This window comes from Alteromonas aestuariivivens, from assembly GCF_003367475.1.
Classification (GTDB): Bacteria; Pseudomonadota; Gammaproteobacteria; order Enterobacterales; family Alteromonadaceae; genus Alteromonas; species Alteromonas aestuariivivens.
In genome coordinates this window covers 41,560-68,049 of the sequence record NZ_QRHA01000002.1, presented here as the reverse complement: position 1 = coordinate 68,049, position 26,490 = coordinate 41,560, and the positions used below count along the sequence as shown (strand labels likewise).

The following is a 26,490-nucleotide window of genomic DNA, read 5'->3' as shown; positions in this document are numbered from 1 at the left end:
AGATATAGCTTATGCTGAAATCGGCAATCTACACCACTTCGGCCATATTGCCCTTGCTTTCCAGCCAGGCTTTGCGGTCGCCGGAGCGCTTCTTGGCCAGCAACATGTCCATCATTTCCAGCATTTCATTCACATCATCAATGGTCAGTTGTACCAGGCGGCGGGTATTTGGGTCCATAGTGGTTTCCCGCAATTGCATGGGGTTCATTTCTCCCAGCCCTTTAAAGCGCTGCACGTTTACCTTGCCCCGCTTGTTTTCCGCTTCGATACGGTCCAGGATGCCCTGCTTTTCGCCTTCGTCCAGGGCATAGAATACTTCCTTGCCCACGTCTATGCGAAATAGCGGCGGCATGGCCACGTACACATGGCCATTTTCGACCAGCGTCTTAAAGTGGCGTACAAACAATGCACATAACAAGGTGGCGATGTGCAAACCGTCTGAGTCTGCATCGGCCAGAATACACACTTTGCCGTAGCGCAAACCACTCAAATCGGTTGAGTCCGGGTCAATGCCCAACGCAACTGAAATATCATGGATTTCCTGCGACGCCAGCACCTGTGATGAGTCCACTTCCCAGCTGTTCAGGATTTTACCTCTGAGCGGCATGATGGCCTGGAACTCACGATCCCTGGCCTGTTTAGCCGATCCTCCTGCAGAGTCCCCTTCCACCAGGAATATCTCTGACTGGCTGATGTCCTGGGAGGAGCAGTCGGTTAGCTTGCCGGGTAAGGCTGGCCCCTGGGTAACCTTTTTACGGGCTACCTTTTTGTTCTGACGCAGGCGGCGTTGCGCATTACTGATACACATTTCAGCCAGCGCTTCTGCAACATCGGTGTGCTGGTTCAGCCACAAACTAAAGGCGTCTTTTACGATCCCGGATACAAACGCAGATGCCTGGCGGGACGACAAACGCTCTTTGGTCTGCCCGGCAAACTGCGGGTCCTGCATTTTGGTAGAAAGAATATAGGCACAGCGGTCCCAGATATCGTCCGGGCTAAGCTTTACACCGCGGGGCATCAGGTTACGGAATTCACAAAACTCGCGCATGGACTCAAGCAGCCCCTGGCGCAATCCGTTTACGTGAGTGCCTCCCTGGGCAGTCGGAATAAGGTTTACGTAACTTTCAGTAAGCAACTCGCCACCCTCGGGCAGCCACATTACCGCCCAGTCGGCCGCTTCACTGTTACCGCTGAAGGTCCCAACAAATGGAGAGTCTGTCGGCAAGGTTTCATACTGTTCTACTGCCTGGTACAAATAATCCCGCAAGCCATCTTCGAAATACCATTCTTCGGTTTGCTTATTGACCTTGTCTTCAAAACGAATACGCAGGCCAGGGCACAGCACCGCTTTGGCTCTCAAATTATGGCGCAGACGGGAAACGGAAAACTTGGCCGAGTCAAAATACTGGGGGTCGGGCCAGAAACGCACCCGGGTTCCCGTATTGCGCTTGCCACAACTGTCTATTACACGAAGATCTTCGAATTTATCTCCGTTGGCAAAATCGATCTGATAGACCTGGCTATCGCGACGGATAACTACTTCAACACGGGTAGAAAGTGCGTTAACCACGGAAATACCCACTCCGTGCAGACCTCCGGAAAACTCATAGTTTTTGTTGGAGAACTTCCCCCCGGCGTGCAGCTTGGTCATGATCAGTTCCACACCGGAAATTTTCTCTTCCGGGTGAATGTCTACCGGCATACCCCGGCCATCGTCAATGACTTCCAGTGACTGATCTTCATGCAAAATGACTTTGATATTGGAGGCATGACCGGCCAGCGCTTCATCGACACTGTTGTCGATAACTTCCTGCCCCAAATGGTTAGGTCGCATGGTATCGGTATACATGCCCGGTCTGCGCTTGACGGGCTCCAGTCCGTTAAGGACTTCAATGGCATCTGAGTTATACTGATTTGACATAGTTATTGTTCTTACTCTCACCCACTCGGGCCAATACACCTACAACACTTACAGGATGTTAGCAGGGGTATCGCAGCGGGGCAATTGCTAACCACTGCAACCGCTTATACTCCCAGAAATTCGGCTATCTGGGGCAGGTGATTGGCAAAATTAACAAAACTGTGGTCGCCTCCCCGCTCTACCACCAGGCGGCTGAGCGCGTATTTGTGTTCAGCCTCACGGTAATCCAGCGTTTCGTCGCCGGTTTGCAGCATTACCCGATAATGTTGGGGCGACTTGAGCGAAGGCGTGTCCATGTTCCGAAGTATCTCCATGTCCCCTTCAACCAATTCAAATTGCTCTTTGGAATAGGGATTAACATGCTCACCGAGATATCCTCGCAACAACTCATAGGGCCGAACTGCCGGATTGACCAATACAGCCCGCCCACCGAACTGTTCAATCAGCCAGGAGGCCAGAAACCCTCCCATTGAACTGCCAATTACTTTCAGACCGCCGCTTACCAGTGCCGGAGTCTGCTCAATCAGGCTTAAAAGCTGGTCAGCCACCTTAGCCGGATAATTGGAAAGCTGCGGAATGTGCAGGCGAACATGGGGATGGTATTGCGCAAAATATTCCCTTGTTTGCTGCGCTTTTGCAGAATGGGGGGAACTCAAAAAACCGTGCAAATAGAGCAAATCGCTCATGCAATTCTCCTGATACTGCTGCACCATTGATTAGGGTGCTCCAGGTCAATAATACGTAAACCCGGTGCTTGCGGGTCAACGCCAAAATCTTCGCTCAATTGCCACTGCCAGGCACTGGCAGGCGCCCCAAGAATTGCACTGTGCCCGAAATGCAGTTCCATTTCGGCATGCACATGGCCGTGCACCACCAAGGGTAGATTGGTATGTGACTGAAGCCAGTTCAGCAGCACTTCGGCATTCTCCAAATCATGGCGATCCATCCAACTGAGTGATGGGAGAGGATGGTGATGCAGCGCCAGTATGTGGCCATCGTTAGGGTTTGCCGCTATTGAATCGCCAATGCGGTTCAAAGCATGAGTACACACGCGCCCACGGGTACCCTGCCATCGGGTATCCAGGCCATGCACCAGCCAGCCATTAAACTTCCAACTGCTCCCAACCGCCAGATTTTTACGATGCAGAATTTCATCGTAAAACGGATTAAGATCATGATTTCCGGGAATGGTATACCAGGGGATCTCTCTCAGCCAGGATTCTGCCAAAGCTGCAAAATGCTGATAACTTTGCTCACTGCCATCGCCACTGAGATCGCCGGTAAACAAAACGCCATCAGGCGCTAACGATAGGGCAAGAGACAATATTTTCTGCAACGACTGGAAAGGATTGATATTACCGGGGCCAACCTGCTGAGGATCGGCAAACAAATGGCAATCTGTGATCTGCAACAAACGCATCAGGCTTCAGTAACCACCTCAGGGCGCTGTTTAAGACAAAATTGCAGCCACTCAGCCAGGAATACATTAACCATTTGCTTTTCGTTACGCTGACGCATTTTATTGTTGGGATATTCGTAGGAAGCGGCAAAAGCCCCGGTGTTCTGGCTGCTGATAACCTCAGCCATCCGTGCATCATGATAAAGACGAACCACCATTACGGGCTTCATATAAGCTGGCGCGTGACGGCTTATCTGTTCAACCCGAACAGTTGTGGTGTAACGGGCTGCATCCGTTATGGTCATACGGTAACTCAGCTGAGGGCCAACCGTAAACTGGTAGGTCAGATCTTCGGTATCACAATCCGGCAATATACGTAAGAACCGATGGTAATTCAGTTCGCATATCGCCTGCATCGTAGGCAGATGAGGGACGTATTTACGCTTAATCAGACTCACTGGAATGCCATTGCTCCATTAATCTTTGCTTGTGCATAAAAAACCATTGTAGCGCAATAATGGTTGCGGCGTTGTCAATACGCCCACTTTCCAGCCATTGCAGAGCTTCATCTTCGCTGACCCTATGTACCCGAATGTCCTCACTCTCGTAGTCAAGGCCATGGATCCCCTCAGCCTGTGTGGCGTCAGTACAGGCTACGTAAATATGTATACGTTCAGTGGTGCCTCCGGGGCTGGCGAGGTAACTGGTCGCTTTGGTAAGATGCGTAAGGGTGATGCCGGCTTCTTCCATGGCTTCACGATGGCAGACCGATTCTTCGGTTTCTCCTTCGTCAATAATACCTGCAACCACTTCCATGAGCCACGGATACTCTGATGTCGCCAGGGCACCGATTCGTACCTGTTCTATCAATACAAATTCCTGCCGGATAGGATCATAGGGAAGCACAGCAACCGCGTGGCCGCGTTCAAATATTTCCCTGCGCACCAAATCACTCCAGCCACCGGCAAACAGTTTGTGTCGAAATTCGTAGTGAACCATTTTAAAAAAACCATCATACAACGGCAGCACGTTCATAATTTCGACATCTTTTGAGGTAAAACTGGGTTTTTCCTTGCTCATTTACCGACACCTTCGAATGTTAATAAACTATAATACCCAGTATGCCAAGCTGTTACCGATACAGCTAGGACACTTGAACAAATTGTGCCACTATAGTATTGCTTAATGATCATACCATGAGTGGCAACACATTCTGTTACAGTTAGACATGGACTGTTACCACAATAAGCTGTTGGTTAGACGTTGATTTTTTTAAACTTCGTTGCAACATGCAGTCCAAGGGACTAAATAATTGAACACAGGAAGGCGCACCATGAAAAGAACTCTACTGTCGCTCATAATAGGAATGGGAGTGACCACTTCCGCACTTGCCGATGACCTACTTCAAGTATACCAGCAGGCCCTGGCCAATGACCCACTGGTAAACAGTGCCAAAGCTCAACGGGATGCCGCATTTGAGGGCATTTCCATCAGCCGGGCAAACTTATTCCCCCAGCTCTCCGGATTCGTAGGTTACACCACAAGTAATAGTGATATAGCCTCTGACGAACTTGTAGACAATGAATTCGTTCGTTTTTCAGGTGAAAATGACACCGACGTCCTGGCTTACGGTCTTGACCTGCAAATGTCATTATACGACCACGCAAACTGGGTAGGCCTGAACCGGGCCGAAAAAGTTGCCGAGCGCAGCGATGCAATATATGCATCGGTAATGCAGGGTGTGATTGTACGTGTGGTCAACGCCTATTTTGATGTACTGAGTGCCCGTGACAGCTTGGAATTCGTACGTGCCGAAAAGCGTGCATTCGAACGCCAGTTGGAGCAAACCAAGCAACGCTTTGAGGTGGGCCTGACCGCCATCACCGACGTGCACGAAGCCCAGGCGAACTACGACAACACCCTGGCCCAGGAAATCCAGGCTGAAAACCAGCTCGAACAAGCCCTGGAAGTACTGCGTGTGATCACAGGTAAATACCACGACCGTTTGTTTGCGCTGGACACCGATAGCTTCTCAGCCAGAGTACCAGCTCCAGCCAGCGTGGACGACTGGCTCAAAATTGCCGAAGACAGCAACCTGGATCTGCTTGCAAACCGGCTGGCAGTCGACATCGCTAAAGAAGACATTTCTTCGGCCCAAGCCGGCCACTACCCCACTTTAGGCCTGAGCGCTTCCTATGGTCGTACAGATCGGGACAGTACCAGCACTGTCCTAAACCCTCTAAACAACATCGAGAGCACCTTTACCAACAACCCGCCGACTCTGGACAGCTACAGTATCGGTGTGCGGTTGAATGTGCCTATTTTTGAAGGCTTACGGGTCACCTCTCAATCTGACCGCGCCCGTTACCTGTATGTAGCCGCCAGCCAGGATCTCGAACAAACTTACCGTGAAACCGTGCAGGGCATTCGCAGTTCATTTAACGATGTGAAAGCCGCTATCTCGGTCATCCGCGCACTGGAACAGGCTGTAGTTTCTGCAGAAAGTGCGTTGAAAGCCACCGAGGCAGGCTTCGATGTGGGTACCCGGACCATCGTTGACGTACTGGACAGCACCCGGAATTTGTTTGATGCGCGTCGCAACCTGTCTAATGCCCGTTACGCTTTCATCCGTTCGATAGTGAACCTGAAACAGGCAGCAGGTAACCTGACCAGCGAAGACGTTGAGTTAATCAACCGCGGGCTCACACCGGTGAAAGAATCGGACGAGGGTTAATCTTTCAGATACCCCCGTTAGTCTGCTGAAAACCCTGCCGGAACTTTCTTGCAGGGTTTTTTCTTATCTGTTTTTGTTACCCTGGACTGGTCGAGATTGGATGAATATCCTCATTCAGCACCAAAACTCAGGATGGTTTCTTCAAATCCTTGGCACTCAACCACTTTGTACAGCGACTGTACCCCCGGCCAACCGCCTGTTTGAAGTTTAACTTCAGGTAGGTTGCAGTAAGTAAAATAGCACCGGGATCGGCGATTAGATCAGAAACCAGCAGTTGCGTTGACCGCACCGGGTGTTTTAGGAATCGCAACATAAACTGAGCAATATTGCCCTGTTTTATGGGGTCGACCAACATCCGAAACTGGATGTAACGGTCTATTTGCACCCCCCTGTTTTGCATATGCCGACACTCGCTTTGCTGAAATTTTCCAGCAAGTGAAATTGCGTATCGTTCGTGCATGCTCTTCCAGTTAAACAGGCTTTCGAGTTTCAGTTGTTTGGAGATATTCAACAGGCCATCCACTCTATAGTTATAAAGAGGTTCGGTGACGTAAACAAGAACTTTGGCATGCACCAGACATTCAAGTAAAAAGTAGAAATCTTCACCCAGCGCAGCGCGCTTTCTGTCGTCATAGCGAATGCTGTGCTGTTCAATAAGCTCTCGCCTGACAAGCGGTTTTAATAAACCAAGGTTCCGTGAATACCGCCGTATTACGTCCCCTTCAAAGAAGTCTGAGACACTCAATGTCAAAAAATCTGACGAGCCGGACTCTGTCAGCAACCCTTTTGATTCATTGAATTCAGCATTCATAAAGATCTGGTTGTCGGCAACAATTTGACTTTCCTGCGATGCAGCAGCCTTCAGCAAAGTTGATAACCGTTCAGGTTCATACCAGTCATCCGCATCCAACAGTGTGATCCATTCCCCTTTGGCGTGTTCCAGAGCCACATTTCGAGCATGGGCAGGCCCACCGTTAAAAGGGCTGCACAGATAGCGGATCCGCGAATCCAGCATACAATACTGACGGCAGATGGAAGCCGTTTCATCGGTTGATTTATCATCAATGACGAGCAACTCCCAATCAGTAAAAGACTGCTCAACAACCGAAATCAGCGCTCGACCAAGCGTGCCCGCCGCATTGTAGGCAGGAACTATTACCGAAACGGCTGGCGATTTCATGCAATGTTCCTGGTTTTATTTTCGACAGGTCTCAAATTATTGCCCATTGCTTCAGGCGCACTGCCTTGCGTGAGAGCAGCAATGATGCGCCCATCCGTCACGGGTACCTCAACGCCCAGTAATTTTCCGATAGTAGGTGCGAAATCTTCGGTTCTGACGTTCTCATTCAATTTGCATGGTTGCCAGGCATCGGACAGAGCAAAGAAACGCCCTCTTATCCGGTGATCACCCGTGCGCGTTTTCATATCCAGCCCTTCGCTGTTTACCCTTCCGTGCATCGGAGATTCTATAGCGTTGATGACGTGCGACCGATTCCAGGTAACCAGCAGGTCCGGTAAGTTGTTTCCGAATGGGCCATCAAAACTGGTGTTCACTTTAATGACTTCCCTGACTGCGGGCTTACCTGAATCCGGATTAATCAGTGTATACAGTTCCTTCTGCAAGGTTTCACACAGTTCGTCGTAGTCTTCCGGCTCAACAACTCCATTCGCTTCCCGACCTTTCAGATTAATTCTTACTCCGGCCGTTCTGTCGTTGGCGTATACCTCAAAAAAACGACGGGTATGGCGATTGGGCTGAAAACCGTCGTTGGTCACATTGTTCCGGACCCCTAGAAATGGCTTTCTCAGAGCTTCGGGCATCACACGCCAAACCTTACGCCCCATATCCATGATCCAACCTGACCCGGTGACAATATCCTGATGGTCCATTCTGGCCAGCATGCGGTCTAAAATTCGGGTGCCGGAATGTCTGGGCCCCATGCCGTGGCTTAAATATACAATCGCGTCGGCATCTCCTTTAACGGCTTCGGTCAACCTGCCGATAGCCTTATCCAGTGCGATGTAAATCTCCTTGAGCGGATTACCCGCCGCCTCTGCCAGTTCGGCATTATAAGAATGGTAATTGGGGTCGTGCAGAAACCAGCAACGATGTCCGGCACAGTGCGCTTCAGTAAAAACCGACATAAAGAAGTCCCAGGGCTCCTTGCCCCACAGATGCAGGATCATGTCAGTTTTCTTTTCAATACGTGTCGAGTAGATGTCTACGAAATGCTTCACATCCTCCACTGTATCCATTGCGAAGTAGTCACTGGATTTACCCTCAGCCGGGTCCGGGCCAAAGAGTTCAACTATTTCATCGGCCAGTTCAGGTGGATTGGTTCTCAAATGAAGGAAGTTGCCCCCGCCGGCGGGAACGTGCCCGGCACGATCGACCACCTTAACACCATTGATATTATTTACCGGGTAGTTGTACGGCGCATCAACGACGGCGCACCGTTTACCTGCCTGACTGAGTGTTGCCCAGATTGGCGGTGTTAAATCCGTTTCCGGCTGATAGGATATGTGTTCGTAAGTTTTTGAATCAAAAAGGCGGGCGCCATCGTATTGGCCCATATTGCCGGGGCGCAAGCCAAAATAGGTTGTCGGCCAGACACATCCGGCCTCCAAGCCCCTGGGCACTTCAATATCACCAAAAAGAGAAGAGCCAAGCAATTTAGCGAAATGCGGCAAGACTCCCTCAGCGGCCCATTGCTCAATGAGATCTTTATCAGCAGCGTCTAAACCAACAAAAAACACGCTTCTATTTTGCATACGCCCTATCCTTTTGTGTAATACAAAGCATGACCAAACAGCATACTCACCGGTCTGCTTTTACTTTGCCTCAGCAAACTGCTTTTTTACGCAGACATCCTTGCCGCATCGTTCTAGCACTTTAGACTTAACTATTACATAACAGTGTCGATATTTTAACCAGCCCAGTCAACCCAAAGATACTTCATAGGAGGAATTCCCCCCGATGATGCTCAACTTTTTAGCGCTTTAAGTTGCGCCATTGACTCACACCTATTAATAAGGAGCAGCCAGATAGTCTGACCGGTAGAGCAAATCCTGGTAAACAATACCACCGCCAACTGGCTCCCGTCCGATAAGCTCCAACTCCTTAATTCCAGCCCGACTGACTCTGAATACCGGCGTTCCATTTCTCAAAGGTACCTTGAAACTGGTGATCCCGGCAGGTGCCTCGCGCCGGCTTATCTGCCCACCAATTTCAATTTCCAGTTGCCCGGGCCGGGCAAGAAACGCAAGCAGTTCGATCTCATTTTGCGGTTCACCTGCGGCATCAAAAAGCTTCAACTGACGAGACAGATCCGGCTTAACCTGAGTAGAATGAATACGGTAAAAACAGAAGATGGCATCCCGCCGTATAGTGGGCATAACGCCGGTCTTGAACCACTGCGTATAAAAGGCACTTAGTTGATAAAACGCACTGCGGGTTTTAGTTGAAGGCCGGATCGCGGTTCCTTCGGCATGATCATTCCAGCTGATGAGCTGAACCCAGTCTGCTTTCCCCTCAATGGCGGTTGACCACATGGTTCTGAACAGCTCGCTGTTCCCTGCCTCAAAATACTTGTAAGAACGGGGCCGGAAATCCTGTGGCCGCACCGGTGCCATCCATATCTTACCGGTTAAATCATGAACCCGCTCCGGCGCCTTGACCCGGTTTAATGAAAGCGCTCCTTTCAGGCTGCCTGCTCCCCAGTCGCTAAAACCGTCACTCACCGAACGGTACTGGTCAATAAACTTCCACCAGCCCTGAAACGTAGGCAAGAAAAATATATCACTGCCCCGTGCAGAAAAATCGGTTTTCAATTGCTGCCAGAACTTCGCAGTTTTGTTGTGCGCATTAAAAGGGGCTATGACCACTCTGCCGTCGCTGCTTTTGAGCACTGCCGACTGCTGACTGATACTCCACAAGGCCTCACTTAATTTCTCATACGGCACGTTCTTGAGCGCAACCATATCGGGCATCAGCATAATTTTGAAATCCGGGCTCTGTTCGTGAGCCACTTTAAGCATTGTTTCCAACCTCTCCCAGTGCCTTCCGCTCAAAGAAAGTATATTGAAGCTGAATCCATCCAGGCCAATATCACTGGCTAGCCGCAGCTCATCTTTCAGGTCCTGTTCCAGCCAATCCACACCGGGACGGGGTGATCTTGGGAGCGGACGCTGACGAATGAAACCACCATAGCCCGCATGTTTGCCCTTTTCTCCTTGGGGGTTCAGGTAGTGGCGGGCATAGTAATCGGAATCTGGGGGTTGGTTATCAATGGAAAGTGGAAAGACAGAAAGATAGTGAGCAAACACCTTTTTGGGTGACTTGCGCAATTCCTCGCCATCGTACAAATCAAACGGAGAATCGCCTTGATAGGCCTGGAGGTCCGACGCCTGCCCAAGCAAGGGGAGGAACAACAATAAAAACCCCAGGTACCTCAGACAAACTGGCTTAAACATCAGAAAAGTTCCTGCTGCGAGGTTGGGCTGTTATGGCGAAGGTTATCTCGTGCACACGCCTTACAAATGACCACTGCATGTCGTGCGCAGCCAGCCCCTTTAAGCTCTTTCAAAACCGGCGCAGGTCAGCTTTTTTCCAGTTCCAGCAACTGTGAATAAATGGCGTCGGTCTTTTCCCTAATCAGGGCATTTTCCTCGTCAGAAAACGCAAGCTTGCGGGCAGATTTACTGACAAACTGATAGTCTGGATTTTTAGCGTGAGGGTCTCCGTTAGCATTTCGAACCTTGTTCATCTGCTCTTTCGAACTGTTCTCAATCGCTTTTTCAATCACATCGTCAGTAACCACCAAATCAAACTTGCTCAAAAAACGCTTCATTGTGTCGAAGGTATTTGCTGCAAGTTCTTCGTAAGAAACTACTTTGAGATGACCGGTAGTGAGCCAGTATTTGTGAAAGGAGACCCAGGCATTGATGCCATAACGCCAGTGTTCCAGAAACTGTTTGTTACTGACAAACTTCTTACCGACTTCATCCTCAAGGTAAATCTTATACGAGGACAATGCTTTAACAGGGTCCCGAAAAAGCACAATTGAGCTCTCAACATTGAACCCGGAAACATAAGTAAAATGAGTTTTAAGCAACAGCGGGAATTCGCTGTTTAGCCTTGCACCTTCGAGCTTTCGGTTACCCCTGATGTATGGGGAATACTTATCAACCTCATGGAAGTCTATCGGAGTGTCGTTGTTGTCAATCAGCTGTTTTAAAATGTTCCCAACAATGAATCTGAACCAGGTGTTTCCACTTTTCGGGAAAGACGAACACAAAATGTACTTTTCAGGCCATTGGTACGGAACCTCATAGGGCGCTCTTAGGTGTCTCTCTGAGAGGTAGCATAAATTATCAAGCATTTTCCATTACCTTCATTCGTATCTGAACTTCGAACACCACCAGTTCGACACACTGGCGGTAGCCTGTTGCACCATTCCCATGTGCCGGTTTATCTGTACTACTTTAAAAATTTAGCTGTAGAACCTAATGCTAAATATGCTCGGTGTGAGTTTCCAGATCAAGTCGTCATGACCTGAGTATCCGGCTAAGCTCAGCACCTTGGGGCAAAGGCCCTTACCTGCAGCCTAAATACTCCGGCTGAGGTTTTCAACAACCCTGCGTTATTCTGTGGCTGCACTGGCTAATTCTCCTACTGCCATTTTGAAGTGCGCGCTTTGCGCCCTCGCCACGGATCTGTTCAAGCTGCAGCAAGAGCAATTCCATAGAGGATTTAAGCTGGATCAGTTTAGGCCTTGTAGGTGAAAAGCTCTGCAGCTGTTCAGCAACAAACGCCAATTTTCCTTGCAATAACGCCAGTTCCTCATCCATGATACGCCCATCTACTCAATCCATTGAATTTTCTGATTCCATTCTAGGGATATAACAGACTATTTTTCAAACACTTTCTGAGTATATTTTCACCTTAGGCAGGTTTTTTAAGGTAACCCATGCAAGCTTCGTTACTCCAATCCCGATTTGAAACAATTCGCTCCAATAAACTTTTTGAAACCTTTGTCATCTCGGTAATCGTGATTTCAGCATTACTGGTTGGAGCGAAAACTTACGATATGCCACCAACGTTTGGCAGTATCACCCTGATTCTGGACTGGTTCATCAGCGCCTTCTTTCTTACTGAAATCTGTATACGCTTTCTGGCTGAACCCAAAAAGCGCCTGTTTTTTAAAAATTTCTGGAACTGGTTCGATACGCTAATTGTCGTCGTCAGTCTGATCCCGGCCGACAACACCGACCTCGCCGTTATCGCAAGACTGGTGCGGGTCTTTCGGGTACTCAGAATGATCTCCATTATCCCCGAATTGCGGATATTGCTGGTTTCGCTGGTCAAAGCCCTGCCGCAACTGGGTTATGTCATGCTATTGATGTTCATCATCTTTTACATCTATGCCGCGATTGGCAGCACCCTGTTCGAACCGATCAATCCCGTTTTATGGGGAGACATCACCATTTCCCTGCTGACACTGTTCCGGGTTATGACCTTTGAGGACTGGACAGATGTAATGTACGAAACCATGGAAGTTTATCCACTGAGCTGGCTGTTTTATCTGACATTCATCTTTTTTACCGCCTTTGCATTTCTGAATATGGTCATCGGCATTGTGGTTAACGTGATGGAACAGGAAAATACCAAGGCCCGGCAGGCAGAAAAGGCCGAAAGCAATGAGCCTGATTTGCATATGGTTATGGCTGAACTGCGGGGATTGAGGGCGCAGGTCGATAACCTGCGCCGCCAGGAAACTTACAGTGAATAGCTTTGCTGTAAAGATTCAATGCGCTGCTTTGATTCGGGGTGGGAAAAAGTCCGGCTGGCCAGGCGCCGTTTTGCCAGTTCAGACTGCCCCTGTGCCAGCAACAGTTCAACGTAGTTGAGATACACGGCATCACTGCCACTCTCTGGCTTGATGACCCCCTGATACAATGACAAGGCTTCCTTGTGCTGGCCCAGCTTGACCAGAATTTGCCCCAGTGTATCCACAGCATCCGGGTTAGATGGCTGAATGGCCACCGCACGTCGGGCCAGGGGTTCCGCCTTGTCATATTCGCCCTGCTCATAAAGCAAATACGCCAGATTGTTCAAGCTGACAAGGTCGTCCGGCAAGCGCTCGAGTATGCCAGCATAGGCCGCTAGAGCCTGACCTTTATCCCTGGAGATTAATCGTTGCGCATACAAGGCCAGAGGCGCTGTATCATCCGGATGATTTTCCACATGATTTTGCAGAACCTGAAACCCTTCCTCAGGGTTCCCGGCGGCTTCGTACGCTTCCACCAAAAGCAGAATGTTCTGTGTTGAAGGGAGGGCTTTATATGCAACATCAATATGCTCCAAGGCACGCTGCGGCTGTTGTTCCTTGAGATAGATACGCCCCTGAATACCACGAACAAATGGCAACTGGGTAATTTGTTCCGGCAGCTCTTCCATTACTTTCCTGCTGGCATCGAGGCGGTTGTCCATCACGAGAAAATGAGCCAGCAGTGCTTCAATCTGCCAATCCTGCCGTTTGTTTAGAAATGTCTGTGCGAACGCACTGGCTGCCCCATACTGGCGCTTTCTTTCAAACACCTGCAATCGCCCCAGTGCGGCATCTTTATTCAGCGGGTACTCGTCAAGCCAAGCACGGTAGTGCAATTCTGCCAATTCAATTTTTCCGCTGTTAAGTAACGCCTGCCCTTTTAATGACCAATACGCCTGGGGCGTCTCCGGGGTTGGGATAACCGATTCCAGAGTCTGAAGCGTCAGCGCATCGTCACGCTCAGCAAAATGCATACGGGCGACCAATACACGAAGCGCCAGATTTTCAGGATTGATTTTCAGCGCTGCATTAGCGCGCTGGACCACCGAACTGGCATCTCCCTGTTCAGCCTTATACAGATACAGCAGCGTCAGCGCATTAATCTGGGCCGGCGAACTGGCGAGTACTTTCTCAAGTGTCGCAACGCCATTGTCATCCTGCTCCATAAGGAACGCCAGTCTTGCCCGAATCAGCAAGCTTTCTTCAGCCGCTTCGGGCAGCTTTTCTACGGTAGTTAACCACTGCTTCGCATCATCGTACCGTTGCTCCACCATTGCCAACCTTGCCAGATAGAGCATGGGTTCACTGGCTTGGGGAGATTGCTGATGCCATTGCAGCGCCAGATTTTTGGCCTTGTCGTGCTGACCTGCCGCCAAATAAGCGCCCAACAGGGTTTTCTGTGTGATCACAGATTCAGGCGCTTTGGCCGCCGCAGCTTCGAGGTTAATCAACCCCTCGACATCATTAAGTGACAACTGCAGCACGCCCAATCGGGTCAATTCCTGCGCCGATTGACTCAGCTCCTGACTTCGTTCCGCCATTTTGCGTGCATCTGTTACATTTCCTTCCCTGGCCAGCTGATAACCAGCCTTGGAAAACAGGTCAGCGTCAGACTCCAATTCACCGTTGACCCGATCAAGAATTTCGGCGGCATCCTCGCTGGCGCCCTGCTGAAGCAGGCTGTCAGCCAGAATCCGAAGACCCGGGTGGTTTTCTGGCAATTGCGCAGCAATTTGCGACAGGTGTGAACTGGCTTTCGGGTAATCCTGTAATTGATAGGCAGCAAAACCCGCAACCAAATGCACCACCGGGCTGTTTTGCCCGTTCAGAATGGCCTTATCCAAATGGCCGGTCGCTTGCGAGAATTGCCCGCGGGTCACTTCGATGGTCCCTTTATACCGATTCAGAAGGCCGTGCTCACTATTAATATCCAGAAGCTCATCAACGTACTGCTCAGCCTCGTCAAACCGCCGCTCTTCCATCAGTAACGCCAGCAGGGAGAACTTAATCGCCAGGTCTTTCGGATTTATACGGATATAGTTTTGATAGGTCTCTATGGCTTCCGGCCACTGCCGTTGCAGCATCTGCAATTTTGCCAATTGCAGCAAAACATCTTTGTTGGCAGGAGCTTGCTGCTTAAGCAACTGGGTTTGTTCTAATGCGGCTTCAAATTGTTCTGTCAGAATGAGCTCGAAGGATGAAGACAGGCCTTTGTAAACCGACGTAGTGTCGAGAGCCTGAAGTTCGGAGATCAGGGCAAGTGCCTGATCGTTTTTTCCCAGTTCAGCCAATGCCTGGACTTTGTAAAAACCTACTTCGGCTGATTGTACCGCAGTCATTCCTGTGACCTTGTGGTCAATGCCCAGCAGAGCAGTGTCTGCGCCCGTCTGCTGATAGGCAACGGACAATAGCGGGATCACCTGCGAAGGTGAGTACCCCTGCTCCAGCGCGCGGTTGAGTTCTTTTTCAGCCGCCTCGTACTGCTGCTGGTGCAGATAGAGCCGGCCAAGTTCAAACCGGGGGCCTGCTGCCTGAGGCTCCAACTGTATGGCGTTTTTGTATTCAATTACGGCCGCATCGTATTGCTGGGCCTGTTCAAACTGGCGAGCTGCCAGCAAATGATCGTCGGGTGATTTGTTGCTACAACCCCAAAGGGCTGCTAAAGAGAGCAAAATTGCCGCCCCTGCCCCCGCTTTTGTCCTGATTCCAGACACAGTTTTCATTCTGATACCTCTAACTACCAATCAGAATTGGCCTAATTACGCGAATTTTCAACAATATCCCTGCCTTGGCAGTGCAATGACATGGTATCTGATCGCTTTATTGAATATAATATGTGTTTTGCAACATCGCCGGCAACGAATGACGTTCGCTTCTGAGCCGAGCCCGCCTTACCCATCAGGATCATTAATGACCGAAACCGTCGAGCTGACATTTAAAGACCTCAATCTGCCTGCCCCCATCTTACAAGCACTTGAAAAAGTTGGCTATGAGAAACCCTCACCCATTCAGGCAGAAAGCATTCCGCTGCTGCTCGAAGGTCACGACTTACTTGGCCAGGCACAAACCGGAACCGGAAAAACCGCCGCTTTCGCGTTGCCCATGCTGGCCCAGATAGATGCCGACGCCAAACACCCGCAGTTGCTGGTGTTGGCGCCAACACGTGAACTGGCCATTCAGGTTGCAGAAGCCTTTCAGGTTTACGCAAGTTTTTCACAGAAAATCAAAGTACTGCCTATTTACGGCGGGCAATCTTACGACAACCAGATCCGCCAGCTGAAACGTGGCGTCCAGGTTGTTGTCGGCACCCCCGGGCGGGTAATTGACCACATAAAGCGTGGCACACTGAAACTCAACGAACTGAGATTCCTGGTGCTTGACGAAGCAGACGAGATGCTGCGCATGGGCTTTATTGACGATGTGGAGCTGATTCTAAGCCATGCACCGGATGAGCGTCAGACCGCGCTGTTTTCCGCCACCATGCCGGGGCCAATAAAGAAAATCACCCAGCGCTATCTGAAAGATCCGAAGCACGTCAAGATTGCTTCCAAGGTCAGTACCGCCAGCACCATTCGCCAACGCTACTGCCAGGTTGCGCCCCACCACAAACTGGAAGCACTCACCCGGATCATGGAAGTTGAGCCGTTCGACGGTGTGATCATTTTCGTGCGTACCAAAACCGCCACGGTGGAGCTGGCAGAAAAACTGTCAGCACGCGGCTATGACGTTGAACCACTTAATGGTGACATTCCGCAAAACGCCCGTGAGAGAACAGTAGAGCGTTTGAAGCAGGGTAACATTGATATTCTGGTTGCGACCGATGTAGTTGCCCGTGGTCTGGATGTTGAGCGGGTCAGCCATGTGGTTAACTTCGATATCCCCTACGACACCGAATCCTACGTCCACCGTATTGGCCGAACTGGCCGCGCAGGTCGCAGCGGTGAGGCCATTCTGTTTATTTCCCATCGTGAAAAACGCCTTTTATTTGCGATTGAAAAAACAACCCGACAGCCAATTGAGCCAATGCCGATCCCATCGATCAGCGAACTCAATGAAACCCGGCTGACCAAGTTCAAAAAAGCGGTGATTGAAGCCAGCAGCGACGATTCTCTGGAAGCGCTGATGCCAATCGTGGAGATGCTGCAACACGAGACCGAAGCGTCACCTGAGCGTTTAATAGCCGCGCTAATTAAACTGGCTCAAGGAGATGAACCCCTGTTACTCAGGGAAGGGGACCGACCCGACCTGCACAGCAAGCCTCCCCGGAAAGAAGGAAGAGACGGACGGGAAGACGGCGGGCGCTTCGAACGCGGCCCCAGCAGGGAGCGACGTAAACCCAAGGGCAAAACAACCCCTGAAGCAGGCATGCAGCGATATCGAATCGATGTAGGGCACAATCACGGTGCCAAACCGGGCAATATTGTCGGTGCAATTGCCAATGAGGCCAACATCAACAGTAAGCACATTGGCGCAATCGAAATCTACGACAACTACAGTACCGTAGATTTACCTCAGGGAATGCCAAAGGAAACCAAGGGGATTCTGGAAAAAACCCGGGTTGCCGGCCAGCGTCTGAACCTTCGTGAGTGGATGGACACACCACCAAAACGTCGTGAGCCACGCGGGGAACGCAAACGCTAAGGCATATAACTGTTAGAAATAACAAACTTTAAAAAATTGCTTCTTATTAATAAGTTCAGGCGTCACAATGAGGCCTGAACTTTTTTTGACGGCGGCAAAAACGATGCGCTATTTTCCAATTTTTCTCGATACTTCTGAATTACACTGCCTGATAGTGGGTGCTGGAGAAGTGGCCGCGCGAAAACTGGAACTGATGCTCAAAAGCTCTGCCACTATCACCGTAGTTGCCCCTGACGTGTGTGATACGGTCAGCAGACTGGCAGAACACCCCCAGGTCACGCTCCACCAGCGGCGTTTCGAAGAAGCCGACCTTAGTGATAAGAAAATGGTCTTTGTGGCGACCAGCGACTCCCTGTTAAACGCCCATATTCACGCCCTTGCCCAGCAGCACAAGGTGCTGGTCAACGTGGTTGACAATACCCCGCTGTGCGAATTTATCACCCCTTCCATCATCGATCGCTCTCCCATTGTTATAGCTCTGAGTAGCGGAGGTGTGGCACCGGTATTACTGCGCTATTTACGCCAGAAGCTCGAATCGGTGTTGCCTTCAAACATCAGCCGGCTGGGTGAATTTTCCGAAAAGTTTCGCAATACGGTAAAAAGCAGCCTCAATAGCGTAACTGCCCGGCGTTATTTTTGGGAATCCATTCTCGACGGCGATGTGGCAGAACTGGTGGAAAAAGGCCAGCATGAACAGGCTGAAACGCGATTTAACACAGAACTTCAGGCCGCCATTACAGATCAACAACCCCAGGGCCAGGTTTATCTAGTGGGTGCTGGTCCGGGTGACCCGGATTTGCTGACATTTCGTGCACTGCGGCTGATGCAGAAGGCCGATGTAGTTATCTACGATCGTCTGGTATCTGGCCCCATTCTGGAACTGGTACGCCGCGACGCCGAAAAAATCTACGTCGGCAAAGAAAAAAGCAATCACAGCTTGCCACAGGAAGACATCAACGCCCTGATCGTTCGTAAAGCCCAAGCGGGGCAGCGGGTGGTTAGGCTTAAAGGCGGAGACCCATTTATTTTCGGGCGGGGCGGCGAAGAAATTCAGACTCTGATCGAGTCTGGCATCGAATTTCAGGTAGTTCCCGGCATTACGGCCGCAACCGGTGCCAGCACATATGCCGGCATACCGCTTACCCACAGAGACCACGCACAATCGGTGGTATTTGCTACCGGCCATCTTAAGGACGGCAGCATTGATTTGAACTGGTCGGCACTGGCACACAGCAATCAGACTCTGGTGTTTTACATGGGTCTCACCGGGCTGGACATTATATGCCACAAGCTGGTCGAACACGGGCTCAGTGAAAATACTCCTATAGCCCTGGTCCAACAGGCCACACTCGCCGAACAAAAAGTCATTACGGCAACATTATCCACTATCAGTCAGCACCCCGAAACAGTACATATGAAGCCACCCACGCTGATCATCGTCGGTTCCGTGGTGTCGTTACATCAACAGCTGGATTGGTTCCAGCAAGGCGGGCAAGGCTGGAAATAAGCCAATAACTGGCACATAATGAACGAAATTGCCCAACAGGATGTATCAATTTGCGGCGAATTGGCGGGTCTATAATACTGCTGTGTGCGGCTTTCTGTGCGATTAGCCAGGCGGAACAGTTAACCTTCCAGACACAGACTGCTCAGCATGGGCAACAGTTTGCCTACCACTGGCTGGATGCCAGCCTGCACTCCCACCACCTTGAATTTAACCTGCCACACGAAAGTATTGATGCCACGCCACTTCAGTTGAGCCACTATCAGGCGTCTCTTGCACAGCGCCATGTCACGGTAGAAATGCTCAAAGTTGCCCGCCAGTTCGACCCCCGGGATGCGCGCATCACTATACGCCAGCGGGGAGAAGCCATTGAGGTAAATGTTGAGGGCCGCAATCAGCAGCAACTCAATGACATCCAGCAGGAGCTACTTGCGGTCAAGGAAAAGGCCTACCAGACTTACCTTCAGGATCGGTATTACGTTCCCTATACAACCCCGCTGAACCAGCAGGCAGTAAAACCGGATCATATTCGCTTCATTAGCCTGAGCACACCGTTACTCATTCCCGCGTCCCAGGCCTTTTACGAACAACTCCCCCCCCAGTCGGGCGCTCGCGATTACTTTAATCTGGTCCTGAGCTGGGCACAAAGTATTCCCTACGATCCGCTTGATGATCGCAACGGTTCAAACGGTGCCGGTTTTCTGCCGCCTGTTGCGCTGTTGCTGAATAACAAAGGTGACTGCGATAGTAAGTCGGTACTTACCGCTTCCATAGGGCGTGCTTTTTTGCCCAGTACACCGATGGTTCTGGTGTTGCTGCCCAGCCACGCACTGCTTGGCATCGCACTCCCCCCAAAAGCTGAGGATCAGACCATTGAATGGAACGGTACCCGCTACGTGTTAATGGAGCCCACCGGCCCAAACCTGCTGCCAGCCGGGCAAGTGGCTCAAAGCTCGCTACCTGCGCTGACAACCGGGCAATATACGGTGGAGAAAATTCCCTGAACGTGGATTGAAGTTCATACGCAAAAGGGCCTGTGAGGCCCTTATCTTTTTGCGCTGGATTAAAGCTGTTCTTCGGCAAACTCCGCCAGGCGGGAGCGCACTACTCCATCGAGGTTGATGGTGGCGCTGCCGGAGAAGTTTTTGAACTTTTCCACCAGATAGGTCAAACCGGAAGTTACTGCACTGAGGTAATTGCTGTCGATCTGTGCCAGGTTTCCACCCACAATCAGTTTGGTGCCTTCACCGCAACGGGTAATGATGGTTTTCAGTTGGGAAGCAGTCAGGTTCTGTGATTCATCCAGGATCACAATGGAATTCTGGATACTCCGGCCACGCATAAAGTTCACCGATTTGAACTGGATGTTGGCTTTTTCCATAATGTAACTCATAGAACCCTTGGTATTCTCATCGTGCTTGTGCAGCACTTCAAGAGAATCGGTAATAGCTGCCAACCACGGCGCCATCTTCTCTTCCTCAGTTCCAGGTAAAAAGCCAATCGATTCGGCAATTTCCGGTGTACTGCGGGTCACTATGATTTTGTCGTACATGTTCTTTTCAACTACCATCTCCAGCGCTGCAGCCAGCGCCAGCAGGGTTTTACCACTGCCCGCAGGCCCGGTAAGAATGACAAGATCAATATGGGGGTCGAGCAACGCGTGTAACGCCATGGCCTGACCAATATTTTTCGGCGTGATCCCCCAGGCATGGCGGCCCATCATGCGTTCATAGCCCAAATCCAGCACCTCGATGGTGTCAGAATTAAGCGATTCAACCAGGCCGGCAAACTGCTTGCCCTCGTCCAGTAAAAACTCATTGATGTAAGCGTCGGGCAATACTGAGCGCGCGAGGGTGTGAATGGTATCCCGCCCCTCGGTGCGACTGTCAACTGCCTTTATCTGTTCCCAGAAATTGCCTTCAAATCGATAGTAACCCTTGGACAGGTATTTGATGTCGCTAATCAACTGGTCGGTTCGGTAATCCTCAACATGGGCCAGCCCCGCGCCTTTAGCCTTGAGGCGCATGTTCAGATCTTTGGTAACCAGTACCACCTGCTGGGGGGCGTACGTTTTTTGTAGATGCAACGCCACATTGATGATGCGGTTGTCGTTTTCATTGATGGTGAAAATCTGTTGCGACTCCGCCATGTTCATATCGCTGAAAATCGACAGACAGCCAGTGGGTTTGGTTTCCCCGGCCCCCATGCCTTCCATGGAAACGCCGGCAAGCATGTCTTCCGGGGTGGCATCGTGGAGCAAATCTTCCATCGCCCGAATGGCCACCCGGGCATCCCTGGCAACGTCTTTCTTGCTGTCTTTGATGTAGTCGAGTTCTTCAAGAACGGTCATGGGAACAACAACATCGTTTTCTTTGAAGGAGAGAAATGCGTGGGGTTCGTGTAGCAGGATGTTGGTATCTAAAACGTATATTTTAGTATCGCTGGATTTTTGTCTTGGCATCCGTCGCTCCAGTAATTTAAACCGAGCCCGCCTTACTGCTGACGTGCTATCAACAGTCGCGCTCAGGAGCTGTAACCGGTCAAGACGGACGATCCACTCCATGTCGCGTCGACTTTCAATTCCACCATAATCCAGTTTTAGCTGACGCGCACTTCCTTTTTTTCAAAATTGATGACAAAACCGCTATATGCTGAGGAAGTCTCTGTATTGGTCACTGCCAACACAACTCATCTGACCTCAAAGAGCATCAGAGGGCAGTTGCCTGCCTGATGGTATCCCAATCGCTTACCCACGGGGTTGTGCTAAACTTGCTCAAACACCCGCCACATATGAAAACAGTCGGGGTTTCAGGGCAGTAAGCGCTTTATTCAGGGGCATGCTGTCAGTACAATAGCGCCCCCTCGATCATTAGCAACATCACGGCAATGTCACTATGAGTGCAGAAGAATTTTCCGTCGGCCAGCGCTGGCTCAGTAATACCGAATCTGAATTGGGTCTTGGCGCAGTAATTCAGGTGGACTTCCGGTCCGTTGAAATCCTCTTTCCTGCCACTGGCGACGCCCGCATATACACCAAGAAAGACGCTCCTTTGACCCGCCTGGTGTTTGCTGAAGGTGATACCATCCAGTCCCAGGACGGCTGGTCACTTACCGTATCCCAGGTAGAGGAGACGCAGGGCGTGCTGGTTTACCATGGGTTGAGGGAAGACACCAAAGCCAATGCCCGCTTGCCTGAAACCTTGCTGGATCATCAAATTCGTCTCAATCAGCCAGAACAGAGACTGTTCAATTTCCAGCTTGATTCGCCCAAATGGTTTGATTTAAGGCTTAATGCACTACGCCATCAACACGGATATTTCCGCTCATCCACCATTGGAATGGCTGGCGCGCGTATTGAACTTATTCCCCATCAGTTGCACATTGCCGCTGAAGTTGGCCGCCGTCATGAACCCAGAGTGTTGCTGGCCGATGAAGTGGGCCTGGGCAAAACCATCGAAGCCGCACTCATCATCCACCAGCAAATCCGTACCGGGCGAGCCCAGCGGGTGTTGATACTGGTTCCCGACTCTCTGGTGCATCAGTGGCTGGTTGAAATGCTCAGACGGGTCAATCTGGCCTTCGCGATCTTCGATGAAAGCCGCTGCGATGCGCTGGATGACTCCGGTGACAACCCGTTCGAGACCGAACAGCTGGTACTGTGCAGCATTGACTTTCTGAAGCAGCATCCCAAAAGGCATCAGCAGGCACTGAGTGCCGGGTGGGATTTGATGGTAGTGGATGAAGCGCACCATTTGGCCTGGTCTGCTGAGCAACCCTCCGAAGAGTATCTGCTGGTTGAACAGCTTGCCGGCAGTGTTCCCGGAGTGCTTTTGCTGACGGCCACCCCGGATCAGCTCGGCCATGAAAGCCATTTTGCCCGTTTGCGGCTGCTCGACCCGGACCGTTTTTACCACTACGAAACCTTTCTGGAAGAAGAGCAAAGATACAGCCAACTGGCAGACGCCGTGGCCCCGCTGCTGTCCGATGCACCACTGAACGCCCGGCAAGTCAAGGAGCTTCAACGTCTGGCGCCGGAGGTTATGGCGCGCAATGAGGCGCTTGACGAGCGGGAAGCCAAGGACACACTTTTACACCAGTTAATTGACAGTCATGGCACCGGTCGTTTGCTGTTCCGTAACCGCCGGGCCGGTATTGCCGGTTTCCCCAAACGGGAATTGCACAGTTACCCTCAGGACCTGCCTGAAGAACACCAGTGTGTGGTTGGCGGTGACGACCTGACACTGGCGTTGTACCCGGAGCGTCAGAGTGCTCTGGTCAACCGCTGGTGTGACATTGACCCACGGGTCAACTGGCTGCTGGAATTCCTGCCTTCGGTAAAGCCTGAAAAAGTATTGTTGATTTGTGCCAGCGCCGTTACCGCCCAACAACTTGGCGAAGTGATTCGCCAGCGGTCCGGTATCCGCCACAGCGTGTTTCACGAAGGCATGAGCATCGTTGAGCGGGACAAGGCCGCACATTATTTTTCCGACCCGGAGGAAGGTGCGCAGATACTGCTTTGCAGCGAGATAGGCAGTGAAGGGCGAAACTTCCAGTTTGCCCACCATCTGGTTCTTTTCGATCTTCCGGTTACCCCGGACTTGCTCGAACAACGCATCGGTAGGCTCGACCGCATCGGCCAAACCAAAGACATTCAGATCCATGTTCCCTATCTTAAGGGCAGCGCACAGTCGGTGCTGCATGACTGGTATCATCAGGGTTTGGATGCGTTCAGCCAGACCTGCCCAACCGGCTCGGGTGTATTTGAAACGGTAAAACCTTTGCTGATTGGTGCCTGCATGAAGCCAGACGAACCAGCGCACAAGGAAGCGCTGGTAGAAACCAGCCAGCGCCTTAACCAGCAACTGAAAGCACAGCTGGAAGAAGGCCGCGACCGTCTGCTTGAGCTGAATGCCTCTGGCGAGGGCAAAGTTGACGCACTGATTGAAGCCATTATCGCGCAGGATAGTGATTTGGCTCTGTCACGTTTTATGGGGCGTTTGCTCGACGCCATCGGCGTTCAGCAGGAAGAAAAAGGCAATGACTGTTTTATCCTGCGCCCGACCGAGTCCATGGTCAGCCAGCTACCAGGGCTGGATCCTGAGGGCATGACTGTCACTTACCGACGCCGTATTGCCACTACGTTAGAACACGTTCATTTCCTGAGCTGGGATCATCCGCTGGTCCACCACGCCATGGACATGGTACTGACTGACGTACTGGGCAAGAGCAGTGTGGGATTTATTGCCGAGCCCAGTTTACCTACAGGCGCGTACTGGCTCGAAGCCCTGTTTGTGCTGACAGCCAAGGCGCCGGCCAAACTTCAGCCGGGCCGGTTTTTGCCGCAAACGCCAATTCGCATCTGCCTGGACGCCCAAGGCCAGGCCGTAGACCTGGAGTTTGATATAAAACGCCCGGTCGGACGCAAAATGGCCCAGCAACTGATAAAAGCCCTGCAGCCCGCCGTAAGCAAACAAATCGAAATTGCCGGCAAAAAGGCCCACAGCGAGGCCAATCAAATCCTGCATGATGCCATCGAAACCATGCAAGCAACACTCGGCCGTGAAGTGCAGCGCCTGGTAGATTTGAAGCAGTCAAACCCAGCCGTTCGCGACAGTGAAATTGAGTACATAGAAAATCAAATGCGGGCTTTGGACAATGCGCTCAAACACGCCGATGTTCAGCTGGATGCCTTGCGCATTGTGGTAAATAACCCGTAATGGCGAACCCGGCATTTGTATACCGGCCACCTACCACACCGTACCTCGAACTGCTTTATCAGGACGACGATCTGGTGGTGACCAACAAACCCAGTGGATTACTCAGTGTGCCAGGTAAAGCGCCGGAGCACCGGGACTCCCTTATCAGCCGGGTGCAGTCTGTATTTCCCACCGCCACGGTCGTGCACCGCCTGGACATGGCCACTTCCGGCGTGATGGTAATGGCGATGAACAAAGCCAGCCACCGCCATCTGTCCCGCCAGTTTGAGACCCGGCAAACACAAAAACGCTATTTTGCCAGAGTGTATGGGCAATTGGGCAATCTCGAAGGCGAGGTTGATTTACCCCTAATTTGTGATTGGCCTAACCGGCCAAAACAAAAGGTCGACTTCGAGCATGGCAAACCTGCACTCACGCGCTACCAGGCTGTATCCACATCAGCCGCAGAAACGCTGGTTGCACTGTATCCGGTTACCGGCCGTTCACATCAGCTCAGGGTCCACATGCTGGCGCTTGGACATCCTATTCTGGGAGACCGACTCTACGCCCATGAGCAGGCCCTTGCCGCAGCTCAGCGGTTGCAACTGCACGCAGAGAGCCTGGTAATAAGACACCCCGTTAGCAACCGGTGGTGCCGTTTTGTTGCGCCTATACCCTTTGCCAGTTATTCCCCTGAGCCCATGCTTGTACCCCAGGACTAACTTTTTCCGGCAGACCGCCGATAAAGAGCCATAGATTGTGTTTAAAGGATGACTGCCATGCGCCAACTGCTGCCACTGTGTCTGGCTGTGATGTCTCTGCTCAGCTTTGAAGGTGTTGCGCGGGGCAATGATGTGTGGGCAGACATTGGCCGGCAATTCGAGCCTTCCCAGCTCACATCTCTGAATCTGGGCAACACTGAAATCCCGGTCATCAGCCACCCTGCCGACGCAGTTCTGTCCCGCGGCGTCGCCATGATGCTGGTCGACAACGGCTATCAGGGATTAACTCTGAGCGCGGCACTTCAGCTTGCAAGGCGCATGAACGAATGGGGCTGGCACACCCGCATAGTGGTGTTACCACTCTCCATTGCTCACCCGGAGCCGGTCAATGCCTCCATTGCATCTTCGTCTGCCAGCCAGCTTCAATCCTGGGTTAACTATGAGGGCAGTCAGGAGCAACTCAGAGCCCTGCTGAAGGCATTGTTTGAGCAGTCCAATAGCGTACACGGCCTCAAAGTACTTATCACCCAAGGCATGACCGCCACCCAGTATCTCGCACTGAGCAAAAACGCTGAGGTCCCGGTACCGGATTCTCTGGTTACCATTGCCCCATACTGGCCGGAGCAGAAGGTAAATCAGGAAATCAGTGACATGCTGGCAAACACCGAATACCCGGTACTGGATTTGCGCCTGACCCGCATGAATCACTGGGAATCCCAAACCGCCAGGCCCAGGCAACTGGCTGCCAAGCGTGCTCTGAAACTGCACTACCGCCAGCGAACGGTGCAGGATAATGGCCTTCCGGTCGCAAGCCTGGATGGTTTTTCCTCACCGCTGTCTAACTGGCTGAGTAAGGAAATTTACGGCTGGATCCGGTATCTGGGCTGGTAAATCCTGTTCAAGGCAGGAGACTTGCAGCATTCTTTTGAGTATGCGATGGTTTACAATCTGGTACTTTTTTATAAGGTTTTTCAGAGCGCTGATTGTTAAGTCATGCAATAGCAGGAAATTGGAAAACTTATGGCTATAATTGAAATTAACTC

Annotated in this window: 20 protein-coding genes; 8 read left to right on the top strand and 12 right to left on the bottom strand. The window is 51.2% G+C overall.

Annotated features, from left to right (window positions below):
* Positions 1 to 28: 28 nt before the first annotated feature.
* The 5 genes from parE to nudF all read right to left on the bottom strand — a co-directional run bounded on the left by parE (position 29) and on the right by nudF (position 4,400).
* On the bottom strand, positions 29 to 1,921 hold the full coding sequence (gene parE / locus DXV75_RS03140) for a DNA topoisomerase IV subunit B (RefSeq protein ID WP_115591863.1): 1,893 nt from the start codon (positions 1,919 to 1,921) through the stop codon (positions 29 to 31).
* Between the two features lie 104 nt (positions 1,922 to 2,025).
* On the bottom strand, positions 2,026 to 2,607 hold the full coding sequence (locus DXV75_RS03135; protein ID WP_115591860.1) for a YqiA/YcfP family alpha/beta fold hydrolase: 582 nt from the start codon (positions 2,605 to 2,607) through the stop codon (positions 2,026 to 2,028).
* Positions 2,604 to 3,341 carry a metallophosphoesterase family protein gene (locus tag DXV75_RS03130; protein ID WP_115591858.1) on the bottom strand — a complete coding sequence of 246 codons (738 nt, stop codon included), beginning with the start codon at positions 3,339 to 3,341 and terminating at the stop codon, positions 2,604 to 2,606. The genes DXV75_RS03135 and DXV75_RS03130 overlap by 4 nt, the downstream gene beginning before the upstream one ends.
* Positions 3,341 to 3,736, bottom strand: a complete 396-nt coding sequence (locus DXV75_RS03125; protein WP_115591856.1) for a DUF1249 domain-containing protein — start codon at positions 3,734 to 3,736, stop codon at positions 3,341 to 3,343. The genes DXV75_RS03130 and DXV75_RS03125 overlap by 1 nt, the downstream gene beginning before the upstream one ends.
* 28 nt (positions 3,737 to 3,764) lie before the next feature.
* The gene (nudF, locus tag DXV75_RS03120) at positions 3,765 to 4,400 is read right to left on the bottom strand and encodes an ADP-ribose diphosphatase (RefSeq protein WP_115591854.1); all 636 of its coding nucleotides are present in this window, start codon (positions 4,398 to 4,400) and stop codon (positions 3,765 to 3,767) included.
* A gap of 253 nt (positions 4,401 to 4,653) precedes the next feature.
* Here nudF and tolC point away from each other — a divergent pair, with 253 nt between their 5' ends.
* Entirely contained in the window at positions 4,654 to 6,054 is a 1,401-nt protein-coding gene (gene tolC / locus DXV75_RS03115; protein ID WP_115591852.1) for an outer membrane channel protein TolC, read from the top strand.
* Between the two features lie 127 nt (positions 6,055 to 6,181).
* On the opposite strand, the gene DXV75_RS03110 is transcribed toward tolC, so the two are convergent.
* The 5 genes from DXV75_RS03110 to DXV75_RS03090 all read right to left on the bottom strand — a co-directional run bounded on the left by DXV75_RS03110 (position 6,182) and on the right by DXV75_RS03090 (position 11,904).
* Positions 6,182 to 7,234, bottom strand: coding sequence for a glycosyltransferase family 2 protein (locus DXV75_RS03110; RefSeq protein WP_115591850.1), 1,053 nt, complete (start codon positions 7,232 to 7,234; stop codon positions 6,182 to 6,184).
* Complete coding sequence (locus tag DXV75_RS03105; RefSeq protein WP_115591847.1) at positions 7,231 to 8,826, bottom strand: alkaline phosphatase family protein; 1,596 nt, start codon at positions 8,824 to 8,826, stop codon at positions 7,231 to 7,233. The genes DXV75_RS03110 and DXV75_RS03105 overlap by 4 nt, the downstream gene beginning before the upstream one ends.
* A gap of 255 nt (positions 8,827 to 9,081) precedes the next feature.
* Positions 9,082 to 10,527, bottom strand: coding sequence for a glycoside hydrolase family 71 protein (locus tag DXV75_RS03100; protein WP_115591846.1), 1,446 nt, complete (start codon positions 10,525 to 10,527; stop codon positions 9,082 to 9,084).
* Positions 10,528 to 10,652: 125 nt separating this feature from the next.
* On the bottom strand, positions 10,653 to 11,435 hold the full coding sequence (locus DXV75_RS03095) for a sulfotransferase domain-containing protein (protein WP_115591843.1): 783 nt from the start codon (positions 11,433 to 11,435) through the stop codon (positions 10,653 to 10,655).
* 247 nt (positions 11,436 to 11,682) lie between these two features.
* The gene (locus DXV75_RS03090; protein WP_115591841.1) at positions 11,683 to 11,904 is read right to left on the bottom strand and encodes a hypothetical protein; all 222 of its coding nucleotides are present in this window, start codon (positions 11,902 to 11,904) and stop codon (positions 11,683 to 11,685) included.
* Positions 11,905 to 12,023: 119 nt separating this feature from the next.
* On the opposite strand from DXV75_RS03090, the gene DXV75_RS03085 reads away from it, so the two are divergent.
* Positions 12,024 to 12,845 carry an ion transporter gene (locus tag DXV75_RS03085; RefSeq protein WP_115591839.1) on the top strand — a complete coding sequence of 274 codons (822 nt, stop codon included), beginning with the start codon at positions 12,024 to 12,026 and terminating at the stop codon, positions 12,843 to 12,845.
* On the opposite strand, the gene prsT is transcribed toward DXV75_RS03085, so the two are convergent.
* Entirely contained in the window at positions 12,833 to 15,607 is a 2,775-nt protein-coding gene (prsT, locus tag DXV75_RS03080) for an XrtA/PEP-CTERM system TPR-repeat protein PrsT (protein WP_115591837.1), read from the bottom strand. The genes DXV75_RS03085 and prsT overlap by 13 nt on opposite strands.
* Positions 15,608 to 15,794: 187 nt before the next feature.
* On the opposite strand from prsT, the gene DXV75_RS03075 reads away from it, so the two are divergent.
* From DXV75_RS03075 to DXV75_RS03065, 3 genes are all read left to right on the top strand, one after another.
* Complete coding sequence (locus tag DXV75_RS03075) at positions 15,795 to 17,525, top strand: DEAD/DEAH box helicase (RefSeq protein ID WP_115591835.1); 1,731 nt, start codon at positions 15,795 to 15,797, stop codon at positions 17,523 to 17,525.
* 103 nt (positions 17,526 to 17,628) lie between these two features.
* Positions 17,629 to 19,032: a siroheme synthase CysG gene (gene cysG / locus DXV75_RS03070; RefSeq protein WP_115592173.1), complete on the top strand. Its 1,404-nt coding sequence runs from the start codon at positions 17,629 to 17,631 to the stop codon at positions 19,030 to 19,032.
* Between the two features lie 50 nt (positions 19,033 to 19,082).
* A complete protein-coding gene (locus tag DXV75_RS03065) occupies positions 19,083 to 20,033 on the top strand; it encodes a hypothetical protein (protein WP_115591833.1) in 951 nt (316 codons plus the stop codon).
* A 59-nt stretch (positions 20,034 to 20,092) separates the two neighbouring features.
* Here DXV75_RS03065 and DXV75_RS03060 read toward each other — a convergent pair whose 3' ends face one another.
* A complete protein-coding gene (locus tag DXV75_RS03060) occupies positions 20,093 to 21,490 on the bottom strand; it encodes a PhoH family protein (protein WP_115591831.1) in 1,398 nt (465 codons plus the stop codon).
* A gap of 433 nt (positions 21,491 to 21,923) precedes the next feature.
* On the opposite strand from DXV75_RS03060, the gene rapA reads away from it, so the two are divergent.
* From rapA to DXV75_RS03045, 3 genes are read left to right on the top strand one after another with little or no spacing between them, the layout of a single operon-like run.
* Positions 21,924 to 24,746: an RNA polymerase-associated protein RapA gene (rapA, locus tag DXV75_RS03055; RefSeq protein WP_115591829.1), complete on the top strand. Its 2,823-nt coding sequence runs from the start codon at positions 21,924 to 21,926 to the stop codon at positions 24,744 to 24,746.
* Positions 24,746 to 25,447, top strand: a complete 702-nt coding sequence (gene rluA, locus DXV75_RS03050) for a bifunctional tRNA pseudouridine(32) synthase/23S rRNA pseudouridine(746) synthase RluA (RefSeq protein WP_115591827.1) — start codon at positions 24,746 to 24,748, stop codon at positions 25,445 to 25,447. The genes rapA and rluA overlap by 1 nt, the downstream gene beginning before the upstream one ends.
* A 57-nt stretch (positions 25,448 to 25,504) precedes the next feature.
* Positions 25,505 to 26,338, top strand: a complete 834-nt coding sequence (locus tag DXV75_RS03045; RefSeq protein ID WP_181898338.1) for a DUF3530 family protein — start codon at positions 25,505 to 25,507, stop codon at positions 26,336 to 26,338.
* The last annotated feature ends 152 nt before the right edge of the window (positions 26,339 to 26,490 follow it).